Consider the following 21,413-nt stretch of genomic DNA (forward strand, 5'->3'; position numbering starts at 1 on the left):
ATATTAGCTGGCTTTTTAGTGTGGCAAAAAGTGTTGGCAATTCATCCAAACCATGGCGTTATAATTCTAGAACCCAAGCTATTTAGGTTTGAGGGTGAAGGTTTAAAAATTCAGGGTGAAATTAGTAAAAAAAGCCGTTTTTATGGCAATAATATATGGCTACATATTAAAGGTTTTAGTAACAACCATTGGCTTATAATTTCAGCCAATGGTGTTAATGAACAAAGCTATGCGCGTCTAAAACGTGCTACTTTAAGCGCGATTAATTGCGTTTTGGAGTCAAAATAGTCGGTGTTGGATTTTCATTTTGTTTAGGGTAATCAATAGTATAATGTAGGCCTCTGCTTTCTTTTCGCTCCATTGCACTTCTAATAATGAGTTCTGACACTTGTACTAAGTTACGAAGCTCAAGCAAGTTATTACTTACTCTAAAGTTTGCATAATAATCATGTATTTCTTGCTGCAGCAACTCAACCCTATGCAGTGCACGTTCTAAGCGTTTAGTAGAGCGTACAATACCTACATAATCCCACATAAATAAACGTAGTTCATGCCAGTTATGGGTAATAACAATTTCTTCATCAGAGTTACTAACACGGCTTTCATCCCAATGAGGTAGAGCCATTGGCTCTGGTGCATGTTCAATTTTACTTAAAATGTCTTTAGCTGCAGCGTGGGCAAATACAATACATTCCAATAATGAATTACTTGCCATACGGTTTGCACCATGTAGGCCTGTGTAAGCGACTTCGCCAACAGCATACAAGTTATCGAGATCTGTTTTACCGTTAAAGTCGGTCATTACGCCACCACAAGTGTAATGCGCAGCAGGTACAACTGGGATTGCTTCTTTTGTTATATCAAGCCCTACACTTAGGCATTTTGCGTAAATAGTAGGAAAGTGCTCAATAATAAAGTCTTTATCTTTGTGGCTAATATCTAAATAAACACAATTAGCACCTAAACGCTTCATTTCAAAATCGATTGCGCGTGCCACTATATCGCGTGGAGCAAGTTCTTCACGACTGTCAAAATCTTTCATAAAACGAGTGCCATCAGGTCGTTTTAAATAAGCCCCTTCACCGCGCATAGCTTCTGTAATTAAAAAGTTTTGTAGCTCTGGATGATAAAGGCTCGTTGGATGAAATTGATTAAATTCCATATTGGCAACTTTACAGCCTGCGCGCCATGCCATTGCAATGCCATCACCACTTGATACATCTGGATTAGATGTATACAAATACACTTTGCTTGCGCCACCAGTGGCAAGAGCAACAAATTTAGCTGAAATGGTTTCTACCTTTTTAGCTTTTTTGTTCCACACATACATACCTTCAATGTGTGAGCCTGTTTTTCCGGCGCTTTTATCTGTAATTAAATCAATAGCATTGTATTGCTCTAAGAGCGTTATATTCTTATGAATTTTAACTTGGCTAATAAGCGTGGTTTGCACAGCTTTGCCAGTAGCATCGGCTGCATGCAAAATACGACGATGGCTGTGACCGCCTTCACGTGTTAAATGAAAACGCTCTTTTCCTTTGCTATCAAACTCCATATCAAAGGGAACACCTTGGTCGATTAACCACTGTAGGCAATCGTGAGCATTGCTGGCAGTATAATGAACAGCGTCTCTATCGCATAAACCGCCGCCCGCATCGAGTGTATCTTCAACATGAGATTCTATGCTGTCGTTTTGTTTATCAAATACAGCTGCTATACCACCTTGAGCATATAAAGTAGAACCTTCTGTAAGCGCTCCTTTACTGATTACGGTAACGTTACAATAATTAGCTAGAGATAATGCAAGTGATAAGCCTGCTGCGCCGCTACCTATAATAGCGACATCTGCAATGTGATGTTTATTTTGGTTCATGTCAGAGGTACTTTGCGGTTACAATGCTCATATAGAGCAATATTTGTTTTTAATATCTGTAGTTGTACCATATTTGTCATACTACTACGTAGTGATTTTAAAGGCTTAGCGCCGTTATTTATCATCTATTTTATAAAAAAATAATATTAAGCAGAACTTTTTATTCATAAAGAGGTCAGAGTATTTGTGAACAATGACGACAATATGAATAACAAGCAAAAATCAGACATAGGAGTACCGGCTCGAATGAGCGAGCAGGAATTAGATTTAGTGCTAGTAAAAAGGGTCCAGCAAGGAGATAAAAACGCCTTCAACCTATTAGTAAAGAAGTATCAAAACAAAATTGCAGGTTTGATCTCACGTTATGTATCAAACCAAGGCGATATTGCTGATGTAGCACAAGAGGCTTTTATTAAAGCTTACCGTGCACTTCCAAACTTTAGAGGTGACAGCGCCTTTTACACGTGGTTATACCGTATTGCCGTTAATTGTGCTAAAAATTACTTAGTAGCCCAGGGGCGTAAGCCGCCAGCAAATGATATAGACGCTGAAGATGCCGAGTTTTATGATTGTGCAGATTCAATGCGATCTAATGCATCTCCTGAAAACCTACTTTTAAGCGAAGAAGTACGCGCTGTTATTTTTAATACGATTGATAGTTTGCCTGAAGATCTTAAAACCGCAATCACCCTTAGAGAAATCGAAGGGATGAGCTATGAAGAAATAGCAGTGGTAATGGATTGCCCGGTCGGGACTGTGCGTTCGCGTATATTTCGTGCCCGTGAAGCAATAGATAACAAATTAAACCCATTAATAGGCGAGTCTTAGTATGACAAAAGCACACCTTAACAAGTTAGATAACGAAGCGTTATCGGCATTACTTGATGGCGAGCAACATCTGACTGATGCAAAAATTGCAGAGCAAGATGTAACTACGTTTGGCCGTTATGCGTTAATTGGTGATGCGATGCGTGCTCAAAAAAATAATAACGACATACATATTGATATTAGCGATCGCGTTGCATTAGCACTTGAAAGCGAGCCTGTTTATGCTGACTTTAGTCAGTCAAAAACACAGCCTCAAGCAATCACTGAGACGGTACAAGATAATAAAGTAGTGGCTTTTAATTGGCGCAAGCCAGTTGCTCAACTAGCAATTGCAGCCAGTGTGGCAATGTTTGCTATTGTGGGAGTTAATACGCTTCCTCAAAGTAACAACGAGCAACAAAGCGAAATTCCATTACTACAAACCACACCGCTGACAGGTATGGCGTCGCCAGTAAGTTACTCATCTGAACCTGCGCTTGAAAATGCAGAGCAAGGTTTACGTGAATTACAGCAACAACGTATTGGTGCATTAGTTCTTGAGCATCAACGCCAAGCACGAGTTGCGAATTCTTTAGAAACAGCGCAAACTAATACCAAAGCGTCTGAGGAAAAAAACTAATTAAATGAAAGTAATCACTTTTGTTCTGTCGTTGGTAGTAAGCTTTAATGCATTTGCCAACGACACAAATCCTGCCAAAGATTTATTACTAAAAATGGCTAATGCCGTTCACACCCGTAATTTTGACGCTTCGTTTGTGGTTGTCAAAGGTAAAACAATGGAACCCTACCGATGGGTGCATGCTTTACAAGGTGATACAGAACTTGAGCATTTAAGTTTACTTAACGGTGCTGGGCTTGAAATGGTCCGTATTGACAACCAAGTTACTTATTTTGAACCTCAGTCTGAACCATACTCCCTAAAAACAGATTCAATAGCGGGTCCAATCCCTGAAGTGCTTTTTAAAGATATAGATCGCTTAAGCGCGCACTATGATTTTGTATTAGGCGGGAAAGGTCGTATTGCAGGGCGTGCTGCTCAACTAGTTCGCATAGAATCTAAAGACGAGTATAAATATAATTATTGGATTTGGCTGGATATGGAATCGTCATTGTTACTAAAAGCCGCGTACGTTAACCATGAAGGTGAGGCCTTAGAACAGTTACAGCTTACCCATATTAGTGTGACAGAGCAGCCAGCAGGTATGTTACTTGAAGTGCTCAATCGAAACTTTCCAACGCCTTTACCAAACGATGCACTTATAAACGAAGACAGTACAGCGACTAACTGGCAGATTAGTTGGTTACCGGATGGCTTTGAATTACTAAAATCAGACAGACATAAGCTCGATTTAAATAACGAATTAACAGACTATTACTTGTTCTCCGATGGTTTTGTTGAAATTTCGGTATTTATTCAGCGTCCATTACCGGGTAAGCGTTTAAGTGGTGCACTAACCTCTGGTGCAACGACAGTATATGTGCATAATGGCGGTAATTTTGATGTATCGGTTGTTGGTAATGTACCGAGTATGACCGCAAAAGCGATTGCTGAGTCAGTTACCCGCGCATTATAAACGATTCGTAAGGATTGTTATGATTGAACAAACCCTCACTGTTGTGGCCCTCGATGGCCACATTGCTCATTTAGAAGCACAACAAAAACAAGCTTGTGAAGGCTGCAATGGTCGTTGCGGCTCACAAGTGTTTGGTAAGCTGTTTGGCACTGCAAAAAAAACCTTCCCCTATAAATTTGAATCCCCGGTCGAAGTGGGTCAAAAAGTTACCTTATCACTTGATGATAGTCATGTAGTTAGGCATGCTTTTGCTGTTTACATGTTACCGCTCCTTTTAAGCTTGGTTTTTGCATTTATTGCGGCGCAATTATTTATGGCTCCCGAAGGTTGGCAGATTTTAGCCGCAGCTTTAGGTGGTGTTACTGGCTTTTTTATAGCTAAAACTCGTGTGAAATCGCTAAAGCACGATATAAAAGTTATAAAAATACATCCAATTAGTATCCCTTTAACTCAAATAGATGGTGATTGACGCCAATTAAATGTAAAATTGCCGTTTTATACCAAAGTAACTTGGAAATACAGGGAACCGTGGTTTTTTAAATTATTTTATCTGACTGAATTATTTAAGTTAAGTAAACATAACTTGTTGTTATTCAATAAATAAAATGGTTATAACCCATCTTAAAAAGCATTCGTGATGTTTGTTATATACAAATTTAGCTTATGGCATCCTATAGCAGGTATTTTCAAGTCACTTAGGTATTCATATTTAGTCCATTAAAATAGAAGTATAGAATCCAGTTTATGAAGCATATCCGTAATTTTTCGATCATCGCCCATATTGATCATGGTAAATCGACCCTTTCAGATCGTTTGATCCAAGTTTGTGGCGGTTTAACCGACCGTGAAATGCAAAAACAAGTTTTGGATTCAATGGATATTGAGCGCGAACGTGGTATTACCATTAAAGCGCAAAGTGTAACGTTGAATTATAAAGCGAACGATGGCGAAACTTATCAACTTAATTTCATTGATACTCCAGGACACGTTGATTTTACGTATGAAGTATCGCGTTCTTTAGCTGCATGTGAAGGTGCACTACTCGTTGTTGATGCAGGCCAAGGCGTTGAAGCACAAACATTAGCTAACTGTTACACCGCGATGGAAATGGATTTAGAAGTAATTCCAGTACTTAATAAAATCGATTTACCGCAAGCGGATCCCTTACGTGTTGCAGAAGAAATTGAAGAAATTATTGGTATTGATGCCCTTGATGCAGTGCAATGTAGCGCTAAAACGGGTGTAGGTATTGCCGAAGTACTTGAAATGATTGTTAGGGATGTTCCGCCGCCAGTAGGCGAAAAAGATGGGCCTCTACAAGCACTTATTATTGATTCTTGGTTTGACCCGTACCAAGGCGTTGTATCACTAGTGCGTATTAAGCACGGTGAATTACGCACGGGCGACAAAATAAAAATAATGTCGAACGAGCATATACATACAGCTGACCAAGTGGGTGTGTTTACACCTAAGCAAACTAACACCGGTATTTTAAGAACCGGTGAAGTAGGGTTTGTTATTGCCGGTATTAAAGAGATACATGGTGCGCCAGTGGGCGATACTATTACTCATCAAAAAAATGCGGCGCCGCTTCGCTTACCAGGCTTTCAAAAAATAAAACCTCAGGTTTATGCGGGTATGTTCCCAATTGCATCTGATGAATATGAATCATTTCGTGATGCACTTAACAAATTAAGCTTAAACGATGCGTCGTTATTCTTTGAACCAGAGAATTCAACTGCACTAGGTTTTGGTTTCCGCTGTGGCTTTTTAGGTATGCTGCACATGGAAATCATTCAAGAGCGTTTAGAGCGTGAATACGATATTGATTTAATTACAACGGCACCTACGGTGATCTATGAGATAGTTACTAAAGAAGGTACATTCCAGATTGATAACCCGTCTGATTTACCTGCAGTAAACGATATTTTAGAAATTCGTGAGCCGATTGTTGAAGCTAATATTTTGGTACCACAAGAATACTTAGGTAATGTTATTACTTTGTGTATTGAAAAACGCGGTAGCCAAACAAAAATGACCTATCACGGAAAGCAAGTAGCTGTTACGTATGAGCTACCTATGGCTGAAGTGGTAATGGACTTTTTTGATAAATTAAAATCAACAAGCCGTGGTTTTGCATCGCTTGATTATAACTTTAAACACTTTCAAACATCAGATATGGTGCGTGTTGATATTTTAATCAATAGTGAGCGTGTTGACGCACTTGCGATTATTGTTCACCGTGATGGTGCTCAGTCTCGTGGTCGCCAATTAGCTGATGCATTAAAAGAGCTTATTCCTCGTCAAATGTTTGATATTGCGATTCAAGCAGCTATTGGACAACACGTTATTGCACGTACTACGGTAAAACAGTTACGTAAAAACGTAATTGCTAAGTGTTACGGTGGCGATGTGAGTCGTAAGAAAAAGCTACTTAAAAAGCAAAAAGATGGTAAAAAACGTATGAAGCAAGTAGGTAATGTTGAAGTGCCTCAAGAAGCGTTTTTAGCTATTTTAAAAGTTGGTAAATAAAAACAAAGGATTATAAATGGCTGGTTATTTTTCAGTTTTATTGGTGCTATTAACCTTAGGCTCAGGCTTAATATGGTTAATAGATCACTTAATGTATGCACCTAAAAGACAGGAGCGCTTAGCGATAGCGCAAACGTCTGCTGGAGCTCCGTTAGATGAAGAAACTGCGGCATTAATTGCACCAGAACCAGTACTAACAGAAACAGCAAAGTCGATTTTCCCGATGATTGCAGCAATTACTATTTTTAGATCATTTATTTTTGAACCGTTTCAAATTCCATCTGGTTCAATGATGCCTACACTGTTAGTGGGTGACTTTATTTTAGTACAAAAGTATTCATATGGAATAAAAGACCCAGTTTGGCGCACTCAGTTAGTTGATGTCGGTGAGCCTGAACGTGGTGATATTGTTGTTTTTAAATACCCTTTAGATGAAAGTGTTGACTATATTAAACGTACGATTGGTTTACCTGGCGATAAAATTGTTTATCGTGATAAACGTTTATATATTCAGCCAAACTGTAAAGAAGGCGAAACCCAACAGGGTGAGCTTTTATGTAATGAATTCAATAAAATTGATTTTAAACTAATTAATGATAACGAATTTAAACAAGGCCCAATGCCTCTAGCTCGTGTGAATGAAAATTTAACAACAGTTACGCATGATATATTAATCAACCCACAAGCGCCTGAAAGAAAAGGGCGTTACTATCAGCAACCGGGCACGCCTTCTGATGAATGGACTGTTCCTGCTGATCATTATTTTATGATGGGTGATAACCGCGACAACAGCCAAGATGGTCGCTTTTGGGGCTTTGTACCAAAAGAAAACTTGGTGGGTAAAGCTGTCTTTATATGGATGAGTTTTGAATTTGAGAATGGCCCTGATGATATTTTACCAGGATGGGTTCCAACTGGTGTTCGCTTTGAACGCCTAGGTAATATTCAGTAACGATGAAAAAAAATGTAACAGAATTATATAAAAAAATTGGCTATGAATTCGCTGATCAAGGTTTACTTGAACAAGCAATGACGCACCGCAGCCACAAAGGCCAACATAATGAGCGACTAGAATTTTTAGGCGACTCGATTTTAAGCTTTGTGATTGCCAATGCACTTTATGCCAAATTTCCTAAAGCGCGTGAAGGCGATTTAAGCCGCATGCGTTCAACACTTGTGCGTGGTCAAACACTTGCTGAGTTTGGTCTTGAATTTGGTCTAGGCGATTATTTACGCTTAGGGCCGGGCGAGCTCAAAAGTGGCGGTTTTCGTCGCGAGTCAACGCTTGCTGATGCAGTAGAAGCTATTATAGGCGCTGCATTTTTAGATTCAGGTATCGACAGTTGTGGCGATCTTATATTGGCGTGGTACCAATCACGTTTGGATGCTATTTCACCAGGGCTTAACCAGAAAGATCCTAAAACCCTGCTGCAAGAGTATTTACAAGCCCGTAAATTATCGTTACCGGGCTACACAGTAGTTGATACACAAGGCCAAGCACACAATCAAACATTCACGGTTGAATGTATTGTTGATGGAATGGATAGCATAATTTCTGTTGGTAGCTCGCGCCGTAAGGCCGAACAAAAAGCTGCCGAAAAAGCATTGAAGATACTTAAAAATGAACCTTGATACCTTAATACAGCCTCATGAACGTGATGTAGATACATTTTGTGGAATGGTGGCGATTGTCGGTCGACCAAACGTAGGTAAATCGACTTTGCTTAATGAAATCATTGAGCAAAAAGTGAGTATTACCTCACGTAAACCACAAACTACACGTCATCGTATTATGGGTATTCATACCGTAGATAAACACCAAGCGGTATACATAGATACACCGGGTCTACACGTTGAAGAAAAGCGTGCTATTAACCGTCTAATGAATCGAGCAGCGTCTAGTTCTATCGGCGATGTAGAGCTTATTATTTTTGTCGTTGAAGGCACTCATTGGAATGCAGATGACGATATGGTACTTAATAAAGTATCGCAAAGTGGTAAGCCTGTATTATTGGTTATTAATAAAATTGACCAAGTTAAAGACCGTGATCTTGTATTGCCTCATATGAAGTGGTTAAGTGACAAGTTTGATTTTGTTGGAATTATGCCAGTATCAGCAACGCAAGGTAAAAACGTTGATTTAATCAAAGCAGAAGTAACTAAACGCTTACCTCCTTGCGAATTTTACTTTCCTGAAGATTATGTAACTGACCGTTCGATGCGCTTTATGGCAGCTGAAGTTATTCGTGAAAAGCTAATGCGTTTTATGGGTGAAGAACTACCGTATTCTGTGACTGTTGAAATTGAGCAGTTTAAATGGCAAGACAACGGTATTTGGCACATCAATGGGTTGATTCTTGTTGAGCGCGAAACACAAAAACGCATGGTTATTGGTAATAAAGGCGAAAAGCTAAAAACCATTGGCCGTGAAGCCCGTAAAGACATAGAAGAAATGCTTGATAACAAAGTGTTTTTAGAGCTTTGGGTTAAAGTTAAGTCGGGTTGGGCTGATGATGAACGTGCACTAAGAAGCTTAGGTTACAGTGAAGACTAAACCAAGCAGTAGCTTAGTGAATGGATAGCGACTTCTACACCGCGTATTTATTACATCGGCGTCCTTATAGTGACTCCCAAGTAATGTTAGATATGCTTGTAGAAGGCGTTGGCCAGTTAAGAATGCTGGCCCGAATTAGTGGTCGCCAGGCCACTAAACATAAAGCACAACTTCAGCCGTTCCAGGCACTCCTTGTTAATTACAGTGGCAAGTACGATTTAAAATATATCAATAAGTTTGAACTGCATGGTAACCCGCACTTTTTAAAAGGTGATGAGCTTTATTGTGGTTTTTATTTGAATGAGCTGACTAATCGCATCGTTCCTGTTAATGAGCCAATTGAACAAGTATTTGAGCTATATAAATCTCACCTAGAAAACCTAAACAGCGGAGCCAATTTACAAGAAGTGCTTCGCTCGTACGAATTTCAATTATTGGAATTACTCGGTTATGGCGTGGATTTTAGTTTTGATGCCAGTGGTGAACCAATAGATGAAAAGCAGACGTATAGTTATTTCCCCGAACTTGGTTTTTTAGTACAAGAAGATACGCGTTCTGGATTTAGTGGCAAACAACTTAACGCCATAGCAAATCATGACTTTAGCCAAAGTGATGTGCTATATATGGCAAAGCAATTAAGTCGCTATTTATTAAAACCCTTATTAGGTAGTAAACCATTAAAAAGCCGTGAGCTATTTATGGCCTCTCAATAAACGTAATTTTACAGGTAAGAAAATGAAAGATATTCTTTTGGGTGTAAACGTAGATCATATTGCAACACTTCGTCAAGCGCGTGGAACAAGTTACCCAGATCCAGCCCATGCAGCCAGTGTAGCAGAGCATGCAGGCGCAGACGGTATTACGATCCACTTACGTGAAGACAGACGCCATATTCAAGATCGCGACGTTTATGTGATGGCTAAAACTATCCAAACTCGCATGAATCTTGAAACCGCTGTTACCGATGAAATGATACAAATAGCGCTTGAAGTAAAACCCGAGTACGTGTGTTTAGTACCTGAAAAGCGCGAAGAGTTAACCACCGAGGGCGGCTTAGATGTAGCGGGTAATATAGATAAAATTAAAGCCGCAACAAAAACGCTTACCGACGCGGGTATTAAAGTATCGCTATTTATTGATGCAGATAAAGCACAACTAGATGCAGCCAAAGAATGTGGTGCTCCTTATGTAGAAATACACACAGGCGCGTATGCTGATGCAACAAATGATACTGATTTACACAAAGAGTTAGAGCATATTCGTGAAGGTGTTAAATACGCAGCAAGCTTAGGTTTGATTGTTAACGCTGGCCATGGTCTTCATTACCATAACGTTAAACCCATTGCCGCGATGCCTGAGATTTATGAGCTAAATATTGGCCACGCTATTATTGCTCGTGCAGCGATAGATGGACTCGATAAAGCCGTACGCGATATGAAACGATTAATGATTGAAGCAAGAATGTAATACGATTCTACATAAGTATTTAAAAAGCTTAATTAAAAAAACGCGGTTAATGCCGCGTTTTTTTGTATCTAAAATTCAAAGCTTATCTTTGTAACTCAGTTACGCTTGCATCAGCAAGTAAGTTTTCAAGCTCGTCCTGTAGCTCAAATAATTCAGGTTCAATATTCTCTAACAAGCATTTATTTTTAAGTGATGTTTCAATTGTTTCTGCGAGTGATTTAAGTTTTGGTACACCAGTGTAGCAACATGCACCATGAAACTTGTGGACAATACTTAAGACTTGCTGACAATCATTACTCTCTATCGCTTTAGCAAGCAATGTAAGAGTTTCAGGGACGCTTAGAAGTAGCATATTAAGCATCTCTAGCGCTAACTCGCTCTTTCCGCCAGCACGCTGCAGGGCTTGTGCCCAATCAATTCGACTACTTTGAAATGGTGCAGGACTTTGTGGTGTATCTGTTTTAGCTTTATCGCGATTAACTGGGGTCTGTGGACTATGGTCGCTAATAATTTGTTTAAGCATATCTTCATCAATAGGCTTAGTTAAATAGCCTTTAAAGCCATCTTTTAGTAGTTGCTCTTTTTCGCTTTGAAGGGCGTGTGCCGTTACAGCGATAATGGGTGTATCTTCATTAAGTGATGATTCTTGTATAAGCTTGCATGCGGTTATACCGTCCATAATTGGCATCTGAATATCCATAAAAATTATGTCGTATTTATGACTTTTACTTAAGCTGTATGCTTGTGAACCATTATGTGCCGTTTCTATTACTTCAATCTGTTCACTTAATAAAGTATGGAGAAGTTTTAAGTTGGCATCGTTATCATCAACAACTAATACTTTTAACGGCAGCAAAGCTTGATCGTTTTGTTCAATATTATGAGTAGGGTGGTCAAGCCTGTAAGGTGCAGCAAGTACTTCACATAACTTACGGTGATTAAGTGGTTTACTTAAACACGCATCAGCACCGCTGCCTATAAAGGCTTCTCGCATATTGTGCGATACAGTATTAAGCATTAAATATAAGTAATCAGTAGATTCACGCACGGCTTTCACATAGCTTTTTAGTTGCTGCATATCATCAACTGATGCCATATGGCCAATTAAGCAAACATCATATTTATGTTCAGTATTTTTTATAGCGTCTAAAAAGCTAGTCTCGTTAAAACATGCCGTTACGCTTGATTCCCATTGAGTCAATAACGAAAGTACAGCGTGATGTGTATGCTCGTGTGGCTCTAAATACAAAATACGCTTACCAATGAGCGATTTAGTCGGTAAGTCGTTAGTAAATACATGATTGGGCAAACTAAACACACTATTGAATGTAAAACAGGTACCGTTACCTGGTGCAGAGTTTAATGTTATGCGGCCATTCATCGCTTCAACAATATGCTTAGTAATAATGAGGCCAAGACCTGTACCACCAAACTTACGTGTAATGCTTGAGTCTGCTTGCCCAAATGGAGTAAATAAAGAGTCTTGCTTATCCATAGGTATACCCACGCCAGTATCTGTTACTGACACAAGTAAAGAGGTGCGTTCGTCGTCGAGTAACCGATGGCTTATGTCGACCTTAATGGAGCCTTTTTCAGTAAATTTAATCGCATTACTTAATAGGTTTATCAGCACTTGTTTAAAGCGAGTGGGATCGCCCGTTAAGTCATCTGGTACTTGTTGGTTAATGTAAATGGATAGCTCTAATTGCTTATCGTGTGCGCTAGGAGCGAGTAGCGTCATCACTTCATTTACAGCATCACGAAGTTGAAACTGAATCGACTCAAGTTCCATTGCACCCGCTTCTAGTTTGGAGAAATCTAGAATGTCGCTAATAATAGTCATTAAACTATTTGCTGATAGCATAATAGTGTCGAGATAATCTTTTTGATGCTTGTTTAGTGGTGTTTTATAAAGCTGGCGTGTAAATCCAATAACACCATTTAACGGAGTACGAAGTTCGTGACTCATTTTAGCTAAAAAGTCTGATTTTACGCGGTTAGCATCTTGAGCTTCTTTTTTTGCAAACGAGAGTTCTATATTTGAAGTTTCGTATTGCTCTAGTGTTTCACGGTAGTCGCTAGTTGCTTGATCAATATTTTTTTGCATTTCATCTTTTTGCATCACCATAGTGTGAGCAATGGTATTTAAGCCTTCTCGCAATAGCTCAAATTCACCTATCATGTTGTCGTTAAGGCCAGTACTTCTTTTACCTTCGACTAACTTGTCGGTTGCAAGTACTAACTTATTAAGCGGCGTCATAAACATGCGGCTTAACCTTAAAGCTAAAATTGCTGCAAACACCAATGATAAAATAATTACAATACCGCTAATTAATAAAGCACGTTGCTGCCCTATAACCGCTTGGTCTTTGTTTAGCTGTATAATAACGGTGCCCAAAGATGACTGAAAAGCAGATGGGTCCCATTTAGAGTCGTGACTTGTATGGTTAATAATGGGCGTGAAGAATGTAACAAGCTCATCTGACTTTTGCACGTGGGTCGTTTTTAAATTTATGAGCGTCTTTTGATTAATTAACTTTTCAAATGAGCGGTGATAATTACTCGTCATTAATAGCGCATTATTTTTATCAAAAATTGCAATCGACTTAATTGTAGGGGAGTGCTTGTTATGTGTGTAGCTTATAAGGCGATTCAATAGCTGTTTGTTTTTTTCGAGCATGGGTTGCTCAAGCGCAATAGCAAGGGGCTCAGAAATAGTAGTACCTTGCTGATATAAAATTTCATCAAGCTCAATGTAACGATTTATTGTAAAATAGCCACCAAGTAGTAATCCTATGATCACCGTTGGGATCAGGGTCAGTGTTAAAACAGAATCGCGTAAGCCTAATTTGGTCATAATGGGAGCGTTTTATCGTTATTAGTATGATTTGAGTATATACGGTTCAACACGCATTCTAAAGCATCTAAATATAGGTGCTTCATAAATAAACTGAAGGTAATGCCTAATGGCGCAAATTTTTAAAGCGAAAAAAAAACCGCTTAAGCAACAAACATTAGAATTAAATATAACGGGAATGGATCATCAAGGGCGTGGCATTGCTAAGCATAATAATAAAGTATGCTTTGTAAGCGGTGCATTACCAAATGAAACAGTTAAAGCAATGCTCGTCGAAGATAAAGCTAAATACAGCAGTGCAAAAGTAATTAAAGTTATTAAAGCGAGTGAATCAAGAGTAGACGCTTTTTGTGAGCACTATAATCAGTGTGGTGGCTGCCAATTACAGCATTTAGAAGTAAGCCAACAAGTTGTAGAAAAACAAACTGCAGTTACTCAGCTATTTAGTAAGTTTGCTAAATTAAACAGCTTAAACTGGCAAGCTCCATTATTAAGTAAGTCTGTGCATTACAGGCGCAGCGCTCGCATAGCCGTTATGTTTGATAAAGCAGCAAAAAAAATGCGTGTGGGTTACAGAGCCAGTGGTTCAAAAAATATTGTCAGTATTAATAAATGTACAGTACTTGATGAAGTATTTGCAGATGTTTTTACACTTTTTGATGGTTTAATTAATCAACACAAAGCGCTGCACAGTATAAGCCATTTACAGTTATGCCAAAGTGATGAGAAAAACTTTGTTGTTATTCGTCACACTAAAGCAATTAACGATGATACAAAGGCTTTGGTTGAGCACATAACAAAAAGCCAACAGTTTGAAGTTGTATGGCAAAGCGAGAGCGATGTAATTGAGCATTCACACTTAGCCATGCCGTTTTATTATCTTAAAGAGTTTGATCTAAAATTTGAATTTGGTTTAGGTAATTTTATTCAGGTAAATGCGCAAGTTAACGAAGCTATGTTAAAGCAAGCCGCAAATTGGCTTGATTTAAAAGGTGATGAAAATTTATTGGATTTATTTTGTGGCATTGGTAATTTCTCATTAGTGTTGGCAAAACAAGCAAAATCTGTAATTGGCGTAGAAGGTGTGACTTCAGCGGTTGCAATGGCTGCTCAAAATGCGCAAACTAACTCTATTACCAATGCGCAGTTTCATTGCTTTGATTTAACGCAAAGCATACAGAGCGCCCCATGGTTTAGTAAAAACTTACATGTGCTTGTACTCGATCCTTCTAGGACTGGTGCAATGGCTGTATTAGAGCAATTATCTTTAAAGCAGTTTAAAACTATTTTATATGTCTCTTGTGACCCTGTTACTTTAGCCCGTGACAGCGCAATTATTTCACAAGCTGGCTTTGATCTTAATAAAATTGGGCTAATGAATATGTTTCCTCATACAGGGCATATTGAAACTATGGCGTTATTTCAACGGAGGTAGAACGCATTATGGTAGCTACACGACAATCACATCAACAAGATGAGACAACAGATTTTAGCACTCGGCTTTCATTTCTTGCCTTGTCTGAAGAAAAAACAGAGCTACTTACTAAAGCGCAAGCGCTCTGCGTAAAATGTGATAATGAAAGCAGGCAAACTACTGCAATCGAAATGGTTGAAATTTTAGCTGAGCTAAATCTCGACCCCGAATCGTTAGCTACTGCGTATTTAACCCCGTATTTTTTAAACGATTTAATATCACTTGAAACCATAGAAGAGCAGCTTGGTAGTAATATAGCCATGCTGTTAACTGGGGTTGCACAAATGGCCACTATTAGTACTTTATCGCATCAAGGTAAAGGAACTATGCAAGTTGATAATATTCGAAAAATGTTATTAACCATGGTTGAAGATGTGCGCGCCGTGGTCATTAAGCTTGCCGAGCAGGTATGTCATTTACGTAATGTAAAAAATGCGGATGAAGAAGACCGCGTCATTGCCGCTAAAGAAACGGCTGATATTTTTGCACCATTGGCAAACAGATTAGGAATAGGGCAATTAAAGTGGGAACTGGAAGATTTATCGTTTAGATATTTGCACCCAGGCACCTATAAAAGCATAGCCAAACAACTTGACGACAAACGTCTTACGCGCGAAGCCTATATGGAAGATATGGTTGAGCAAGTAAAAAACCGTTTAAGTGAAGCGGGCATAGAGGCCCAAGTTTATGGCCGCCCCAAGCACATTTACAGCATTTATAAAAAAATGCAGCAAAAAAACTACGAGTTTGATCAGCTTTTTGATATTCGTGCAATGCGTATCGTTGTTGAACGCCTACAAGATTGTTATGGAGCGCTGGGTATTGTGCACACCAATTGGCGTCATCTTAATAAAGAGTTTGACGACTATGTAGCAACCCCAAAACAAAACGGCTATCAGTCAATCCATACCGTAGTATTTGGGCCTGAAGGTAAAACAGTAGAAATACAAATTCGTACCAGCGATATGCATCAAGATGCTGAGTTGGGTGTGGCTGCACACTGGATGTACAAAGAAGGTGCATTACCGGGACGCGGCTCGGGTTATGAGCAAAAAATTAGCTGGTTGCGTAAGTTACTTCAATGGCAAGAAGAAGTAGTCGATGGTGGCGATTTAGCAGAAGAGCTTAAAAACCAAGTAGTAGAAGACCGCGTATACATATTTACCCCAAGCGGCGATATTATCGATTTACCACTTGGCGCTACACCACTTGATTTTGCTTACTACATTCACTCAAATGTAGGGCATCGTTGTATTGGCGCAAAAATTTTCGGCAAAATAGTGCCGTTCACGCATCAACTTACAACGGGGGATCAGGTAGAAATACTGACCCAAAAACAACCAAATCCAAGTCGTGATTGGTTAAACCCGTCATTAGGATACATTAAGTCATCGCGCGCTAGAGCCAAAATTCATCACTGGTTTAAACAGCTCGACCGCGACAAAAACTTAAGTGCGGGGAAAGAAATTCTCGACAGTGAATTACAAAAGCTTAATTTAACATACAAAGATTTAGAGCCAGCCATCAAGCGTTTTAACTTTAAAGAACTTGATGACTTAATGGTTGCAATTGGTGCGGGCGATGTACGCCTCAATCAAATGCTTAACTTTGTAAGTGATCGGACAGAAGATGAACCGGTTATTCGTATTAAAGCGCCTAGCAAAGTAACCGGTGACAAAAACGGCATAGTGGTTGATGGCGTTGGTAGCTTAATGAGCCATGTAGCCAAATGCTGTCGTCCTGTCCCTGGCGATGAGATAATAGGTTATATAACGCAAGGTCGAGGAATAGGTGTTCATAAGGAAGACTGTGATTCGTTTAATAACTTAAAAAATCAGCATCCAGAGCGTGTTATTTCGGTAAGTTGGTCTGATGATATCAACGGCTCGTACGCACTAAGTATTAAAATAGAAGCAACCGATCGTTCAGGCCTAATACGCGATATAAGCTCAGTACTTGCTAACGAAAAAGTAAATGTTTTAAATATGAACGTAAATACGGTTGAAGATAATCAGTTAGCTATATTTACGATGCAAATAGAAGTACATGACTTATCGGGTACTAACCGTGTTCTTTCTAAGTTACACCAAATTGAAGGTGTACACGATGCCAAGCGTGGTCATTAATCATGAATGATAATGCAGCGCTTACACAACTTCTTAGCATAATGAAAACACTGCGAGATCCCAAGGGCGGTTGCCCGTGGGATCTCAAACAAGATTTTAAATCTATTGTGCCGCATACACTAGAAGAAGCATACGAAGTTGCCGACTGTATTGAGTCAGGCAACTTAGATGAGCTTAAAGGTGAATTGGGTGATTTGTTATTTCAAATTATTTTTTATGCGCAGCTTGCACAAGAGCAAAATCTATTTGATTTTAATGATGTAGTGGAGCAATTAAACGATAAGCTTACACGTCGTCACCCGCATGTATTTGGCGATAAAAAAGAGCTAACAGATAAGCAGCTATCGCACCAGTGGCAAACAATCAAAGCACAAGAGCGCAGTGCTAAAGCGCAAACAGAATCACCTTCTTTTTGGCAAGATATTCCTGCCAATATGCCAAGCTTAAGTAAAGCCAAAAAAATTCAACAACGGGTTGCCGCACTTGGTTTCGATTGGCCAACGTATCATGGTGCACTTGATAAAGTGAGCGAAGAAGTGCTTGAAGTAAAAGAAGCGATTGAGCAAGACCCGTTATCTGATCATACAGCGGAAGAGCTCGGCGACTTACTTTTTGCCACTGTTAATGTTGTACGCCATGTTAAACGAGATCCCGAACAACTGCTTCGTAGCGCTAATGATAAGTTTTCAGCGCGTTTTGAAAAGGTAAACGCCTATTTGCATGCGCAAGGTAAAAGCTTAGATACAGCCACCTTTGAAGAAATGGACAGCGCATGGGATGCGATTAAAAAAGTAAAATAGGCTTAATGTTAAATAGTGCACATTTTTTGTGCGCGCATTAGCTAATTTTAGCTGGATTGATAAGCAGTGTTTTGGTACAATTTCGCCCCGTCTTGATGATATACCCTTAGGCTCTTCTTTGGGTGTTATATTCCTTTTAATTCCTGATATTCTAGGGTTCGCATGAGTACAAAATTTATCTTCGTTACTGGCGGAGTTGTTTCTTCGTTGGGTAAAGGTATTGCCGCAGCTTCACTGGCCGCTATTTTAGAAGCCCGTGGTTTAAATGTTACCATTTTAAAGCTGGATCCTTACATCAACGTTGACCCAGGCACAATGAGCCCAATTCAACACGGTGAAGTTTACGTTACAGAAGACGGCGCAGAAACTGACCTTGATTTAGGTCACTACGAGCGTTTTATTCGTACCAAAATGACTAGTCGTAATAACTTCACACAAGGCCGTGTATATGAAGACGTATTACGTCGTGAGCGCCGTGGTGAATACTTAGGCGCTACTATTCAGGTTATTCCACATATCACTAACGATATTAAGCAACGTGTATACGACGGTGCTGAAGGTTATGATATTGCTATTGTAGAAATTGGCGGCACTGTAGGTGATATAGAATCACAACCGTTTATTGAAGCAATTCGTCAGATGGGAACTGAAATTGGCCGCGAACGCGCGCTATTTATTCACTTAACGTTAGTGCCATTTTTAGGCCCTGCAGGTGAAGTTAAAACAAAACCAACTCAGCACTCTGTTAAAGAGTTACGCTCAGTAGGTATTCAGCCAGATATTCTTATTTGTCGTTCAGACCGTAAACTACCTAATAATGAGCGTGCAAAAATCTCATTATTCACAAACGTAGAAGAAAAAGCGGTTATTTCATTACCTGACGTAGACAGCATTTATAAAATTCCAGCGCTATTAAAAACGCAAGAATTAGATAACTTCGTATGTCGTCGTTTTCACTTAGATCCACCAGAAGCTGATTTAGCTGAGTGGGAACAAGTACTTTATCAAGAGTCTAACCCAACGGGTGAAGTGACAATTGGTATGGTTGGTAAATACACTGAATTACCAGATGCGTACAAATCGGTTAATGAAGCATTAAAGCATGCGGGCCTTAAAAACCGTTTAACAATTAATATTCAATACGTAGATTCACAAGATTTAGAAAACAAAGGTGTTGAATTACTTTCACACTTAGATGCTATTTTAGTACCAGGTGGATTTGGCGGACGTGGTGTTGAGGGTAAAATCTTAGCGGCTAAATACGCACGTGAAAATAAAGTACCATACCTAGGTATTTGTTTAGGTATGCAAGTAGCATTAATTGAATATGCACGTAATGTTGCAGGCTTAACGGATGCAAACTCTACAGAGTTTAATGCAAATTCAGAAGCGCCAGTAGTTGGCTTAATTACTGAATGGCTAGATGCTGAAGGTAATGTTGAAACACGTAGCGAAAAATCTGATTTAGGTGGCACTATGCGTTTAGGCGCACAAAAATGTCATTTAACACCAGGTTCTAAAGTACGCGAAGTATATGGCAGCGACGAAATTGTTGAACGTCATCGTCATCGCTACGAAGTAAATAATAACTTTGTAGAAATACTTGAAAAAGCAGGCTTAAGCTTTACTGGTTTATCAGAAGATAAAAAACTGGTAGAAATTATCGAAAATAAAGATCACCCATGGTTTATTGCCGCGCAGTTCCACCCGGAATTCACGTCAACTCCACGTGATGGTCATCCGTTGTTTGAAGGGTTTGTAGCAGCCGCGCATATCCACCAAAAAGCGAATTCGTAATTTTAAAAGCCGTGCATATTGCACGGCTTTTTTGTTTTAAGGGCTGACTAAGCTATATAAAACGTAGTAAAGTTAGCTGAACTCACCATTTTGGGAATATAGAGGAATCAAGATGTCAGAAATCGTAAAAGTAATCGGTCGCGAAATTATGGACTCGCGTGGTAACCCAACTGTTGAAGCAGACGTACATTTAGCAGATGGCTCTTGGGGTCGTGCAGCAGCACCTTCAGGCGCATCTACTGGTACTCGTGAAGCATTAGAGTTACGCGACGGTGATAAATCACGTTACTTAGGTAAAGGTGTATTAAAAGCAGTTGGTTATATCAATAACGAAATTGCTGATGCTTTAAAAGGCCAAAGTGCATTAGATCAAAGCGCTGTAGATAAAGTGATGCTAGATTTAGACGGTACCGAAAATAAAGAAAAATTAGGTGCAAACGCAATCTTAGCTGTATCACTAGCAACCGCGAAAGCAGCTGCACAGTCTAAAAAAGTTGAGCTTTATGAACATATCGCTGACTTAAACGGCACGCCAGGTGTTTACTCTATGCCACTTCCAATGATGAACATCATCAATGGTGGTGAGCATGCAGATAACTCTGTAGATATTCAAGAATTCATGATCCAACCTGTTGGCGCTAAAAACTTCCGCGAAGGCCTACGCATGGGTGCTGAAGTATTCCATAGCCTTGCTAAAGTACTTAAAGCTGATGGTCATTCAACAGCGGTTGGCGATGAAGGTGGTTTTGCACCAAACCTTGCATCTAACGAAGCGGCTCTTGCTGCAATTAAAGTAGCTGTAGCAAACGCAGGTTACGAGCTAGGTAAAGATATTACTTTAGCGATGGATTGTGCTGCATCTGAGTTCTACGACAAAGAAGCAAACATCTACGACCTTAAGGGTGAAGGCAAAAAATTCACTTCTGAAGAATTTAACTTCTTCTTACAAAATCTTACTAATCAGTACCCAATCGTTTCTATTGAAGATGGTCTTGATGAGTCTGATTGGGATGGCTTTGCACATCAAACTAAACTAATGGGTGATAAAATCCAATTAGTAGGTGATGATTTATTTGTAACAAATACTAAGATTTTAAAACGTGGTATCGACAACGGTATTGCTAACTCAATCTTAATTAAGTTTAACCAAATCGGTTCTTTAACTGAAACTTTAGCTGCAATCAAAATGGCTAAAGATGCTGGTTTTACTGTTGTTATTTCTCACCGTTCTGGTGAAACTGAAGATTCAACAATTGCTGATTTAGCGGTTGGTACTGCTGCAGGTCAAATTAAAACAGGTTCATTGAGCCGTTCTGACCGTGTTGCAAAGTACAATCAATTACTACGTATTGAAGAGCAATTAGGTGATAAAGCACCGTACAACGGTCTTAAAGAAGTTAAAGGTCAGTAATTCTATTTTATATAGAATCTAATTTTTAATTTTAGATGATAAAATCCTCGCATAAGCGGGGATTTTTTATGCCTGATACTTTTTCAAAGATATGAGAATAAGTTGTAGGGTTAAGCTTGC

General features: G+C 39.3%; 18 protein-coding genes. 16 read left to right on the forward strand and 2 right to left on the reverse strand.

What is annotated here, in order from left to right; translation table 11 throughout:
* Positions 1 to 288: hypothetical protein (locus GQR46_RS20530; RefSeq protein WP_206009438.1), on the forward strand; the 288-nt coding region annotated here is incomplete at its 5' end.
* On the opposite strand, the gene nadB is transcribed toward GQR46_RS20530, so the two are convergent.
* Positions 263 to 1,873, reverse strand: a complete 1,611-nt coding sequence (gene nadB, locus GQR46_RS03120) for an L-aspartate oxidase (RefSeq protein ID WP_165739859.1) — start codon at positions 1,871 to 1,873, stop codon at positions 263 to 265. The two genes, GQR46_RS20530 and nadB, sit on opposite strands and share 26 nt — an antisense overlap.
* A gap of 246 nt (positions 1,874 to 2,119) precedes the next feature.
* Between nadB and rpoE the strand changes: the two genes are divergently transcribed.
* From rpoE to pdxJ, 10 genes are all read left to right on the forward strand, one after another.
* Positions 2,120 to 2,701, forward strand: coding sequence for an RNA polymerase sigma factor RpoE (rpoE, locus tag GQR46_RS03125; protein ID WP_002958721.1), 582 nt, complete (start codon positions 2,120 to 2,122; stop codon positions 2,699 to 2,701).
* Position 2,702: 1 nt separating this feature from the next.
* Positions 2,703 to 3,320, forward strand: coding sequence for an RseA family anti-sigma factor (locus tag GQR46_RS03130; RefSeq protein ID WP_007581717.1), 618 nt, complete (start codon positions 2,703 to 2,705; stop codon positions 3,318 to 3,320).
* Positions 3,321 to 3,324: 4 nt separating this feature from the next.
* A complete protein-coding gene (locus GQR46_RS03135) occupies positions 3,325 to 4,275 on the forward strand; it encodes a MucB/RseB C-terminal domain-containing protein (protein WP_007581719.1) in 951 nt (316 codons plus the stop codon).
* 19 nt (positions 4,276 to 4,294) lie between these two features.
* Entirely contained in the window at positions 4,295 to 4,744 is a 450-nt protein-coding gene (locus GQR46_RS03140; protein ID WP_165739861.1) for a SoxR reducing system RseC family protein, read from the forward strand.
* 275 nt (positions 4,745 to 5,019) lie between these two features.
* On the forward strand, positions 5,020 to 6,807 hold the full coding sequence (gene lepA, locus GQR46_RS03145; protein ID WP_165739863.1) for a translation elongation factor 4: 1,788 nt from the start codon (positions 5,020 to 5,022) through the stop codon (positions 6,805 to 6,807).
* Between the two features lie 16 nt (positions 6,808 to 6,823).
* Complete coding sequence (gene lepB / locus GQR46_RS03150) at positions 6,824 to 7,759, forward strand: signal peptidase I (protein WP_024589998.1); 936 nt, start codon at positions 6,824 to 6,826, stop codon at positions 7,757 to 7,759.
* Between the two features lie 2 nt (positions 7,760 to 7,761).
* Entirely contained in the window at positions 7,762 to 8,439 is a 678-nt protein-coding gene (gene rnc, locus GQR46_RS03155; RefSeq protein WP_007581728.1) for a ribonuclease III, read from the forward strand.
* A complete protein-coding gene (gene era / locus GQR46_RS03160; RefSeq protein ID WP_007581730.1) occupies positions 8,429 to 9,361 on the forward strand; it encodes a GTPase Era in 933 nt (310 codons plus the stop codon). The genes rnc and era overlap by 11 nt, the downstream gene beginning before the upstream one ends.
* A gap of 20 nt (positions 9,362 to 9,381) precedes the next feature.
* A complete protein-coding gene (gene recO, locus GQR46_RS03165) occupies positions 9,382 to 10,074 on the forward strand; it encodes a DNA repair protein RecO (protein ID WP_165739865.1) in 693 nt (230 codons plus the stop codon).
* A gap of 22 nt (positions 10,075 to 10,096) precedes the next feature.
* Positions 10,097 to 10,828, forward strand: coding sequence for a pyridoxine 5'-phosphate synthase (pdxJ, locus tag GQR46_RS03170; RefSeq protein WP_007581734.1), 732 nt, complete (start codon positions 10,097 to 10,099; stop codon positions 10,826 to 10,828).
* 82 nt (positions 10,829 to 10,910) lie between these two features.
* Here pdxJ and barA read toward each other — a convergent pair whose 3' ends face one another.
* On the reverse strand, positions 10,911 to 13,685 hold the full coding sequence (barA, locus tag GQR46_RS03175) for a two-component sensor histidine kinase BarA (RefSeq protein WP_007583105.1): 2,775 nt from the start codon (positions 13,683 to 13,685) through the stop codon (positions 10,911 to 10,913).
* Positions 13,686 to 13,794: 109 nt separating this feature from the next.
* Here barA and rlmD point away from each other — a divergent pair, with 109 nt between their 5' ends.
* The 5 genes from rlmD (at position 13,795) to eno (ending at position 21,293) form a co-directional block, all read left to right on the forward strand.
* Entirely contained in the window at positions 13,795 to 15,120 is a 1,326-nt protein-coding gene (gene rlmD / locus GQR46_RS03180; protein ID WP_165739867.1) for a 23S rRNA (uracil(1939)-C(5))-methyltransferase RlmD, read from the forward strand.
* 8 nt (positions 15,121 to 15,128) lie between these two features.
* On the forward strand, positions 15,129 to 17,285 hold the full coding sequence (gene relA / locus GQR46_RS03185; RefSeq protein ID WP_010553214.1) for a GTP diphosphokinase: 2,157 nt from the start codon (positions 15,129 to 15,131) through the stop codon (positions 17,283 to 17,285).
* A gap of 2 nt (positions 17,286 to 17,287) precedes the next feature.
* Positions 17,288 to 18,085 (forward strand): nucleoside triphosphate pyrophosphohydrolase, encoded by a 798-nt coding sequence (gene mazG / locus GQR46_RS03190; RefSeq protein ID WP_165739869.1) that lies wholly within the window; start codon positions 17,288 to 17,290, stop codon positions 18,083 to 18,085.
* 162 nt (positions 18,086 to 18,247) lie between these two features.
* Positions 18,248 to 19,882: a CTP synthase gene (locus GQR46_RS03195; protein ID WP_010553216.1), complete on the forward strand. Its 1,635-nt coding sequence runs from the start codon at positions 18,248 to 18,250 to the stop codon at positions 19,880 to 19,882.
* Between the two features lie 112 nt (positions 19,883 to 19,994).
* Positions 19,995 to 21,293 (forward strand): phosphopyruvate hydratase, encoded by a 1,299-nt coding sequence (eno, locus tag GQR46_RS03200; protein ID WP_165739871.1) that lies wholly within the window; start codon positions 19,995 to 19,997, stop codon positions 21,291 to 21,293.
* Positions 21,294 to 21,413 lie beyond the last annotated feature (120 nt).

Source organism: Pseudoalteromonas sp. Z1A6 (assembly GCF_011378745.1).
In the GTDB taxonomy this organism is placed as follows: Bacteria; Pseudomonadota; Gammaproteobacteria; order Enterobacterales; family Alteromonadaceae; genus Pseudoalteromonas; species Pseudoalteromonas arctica.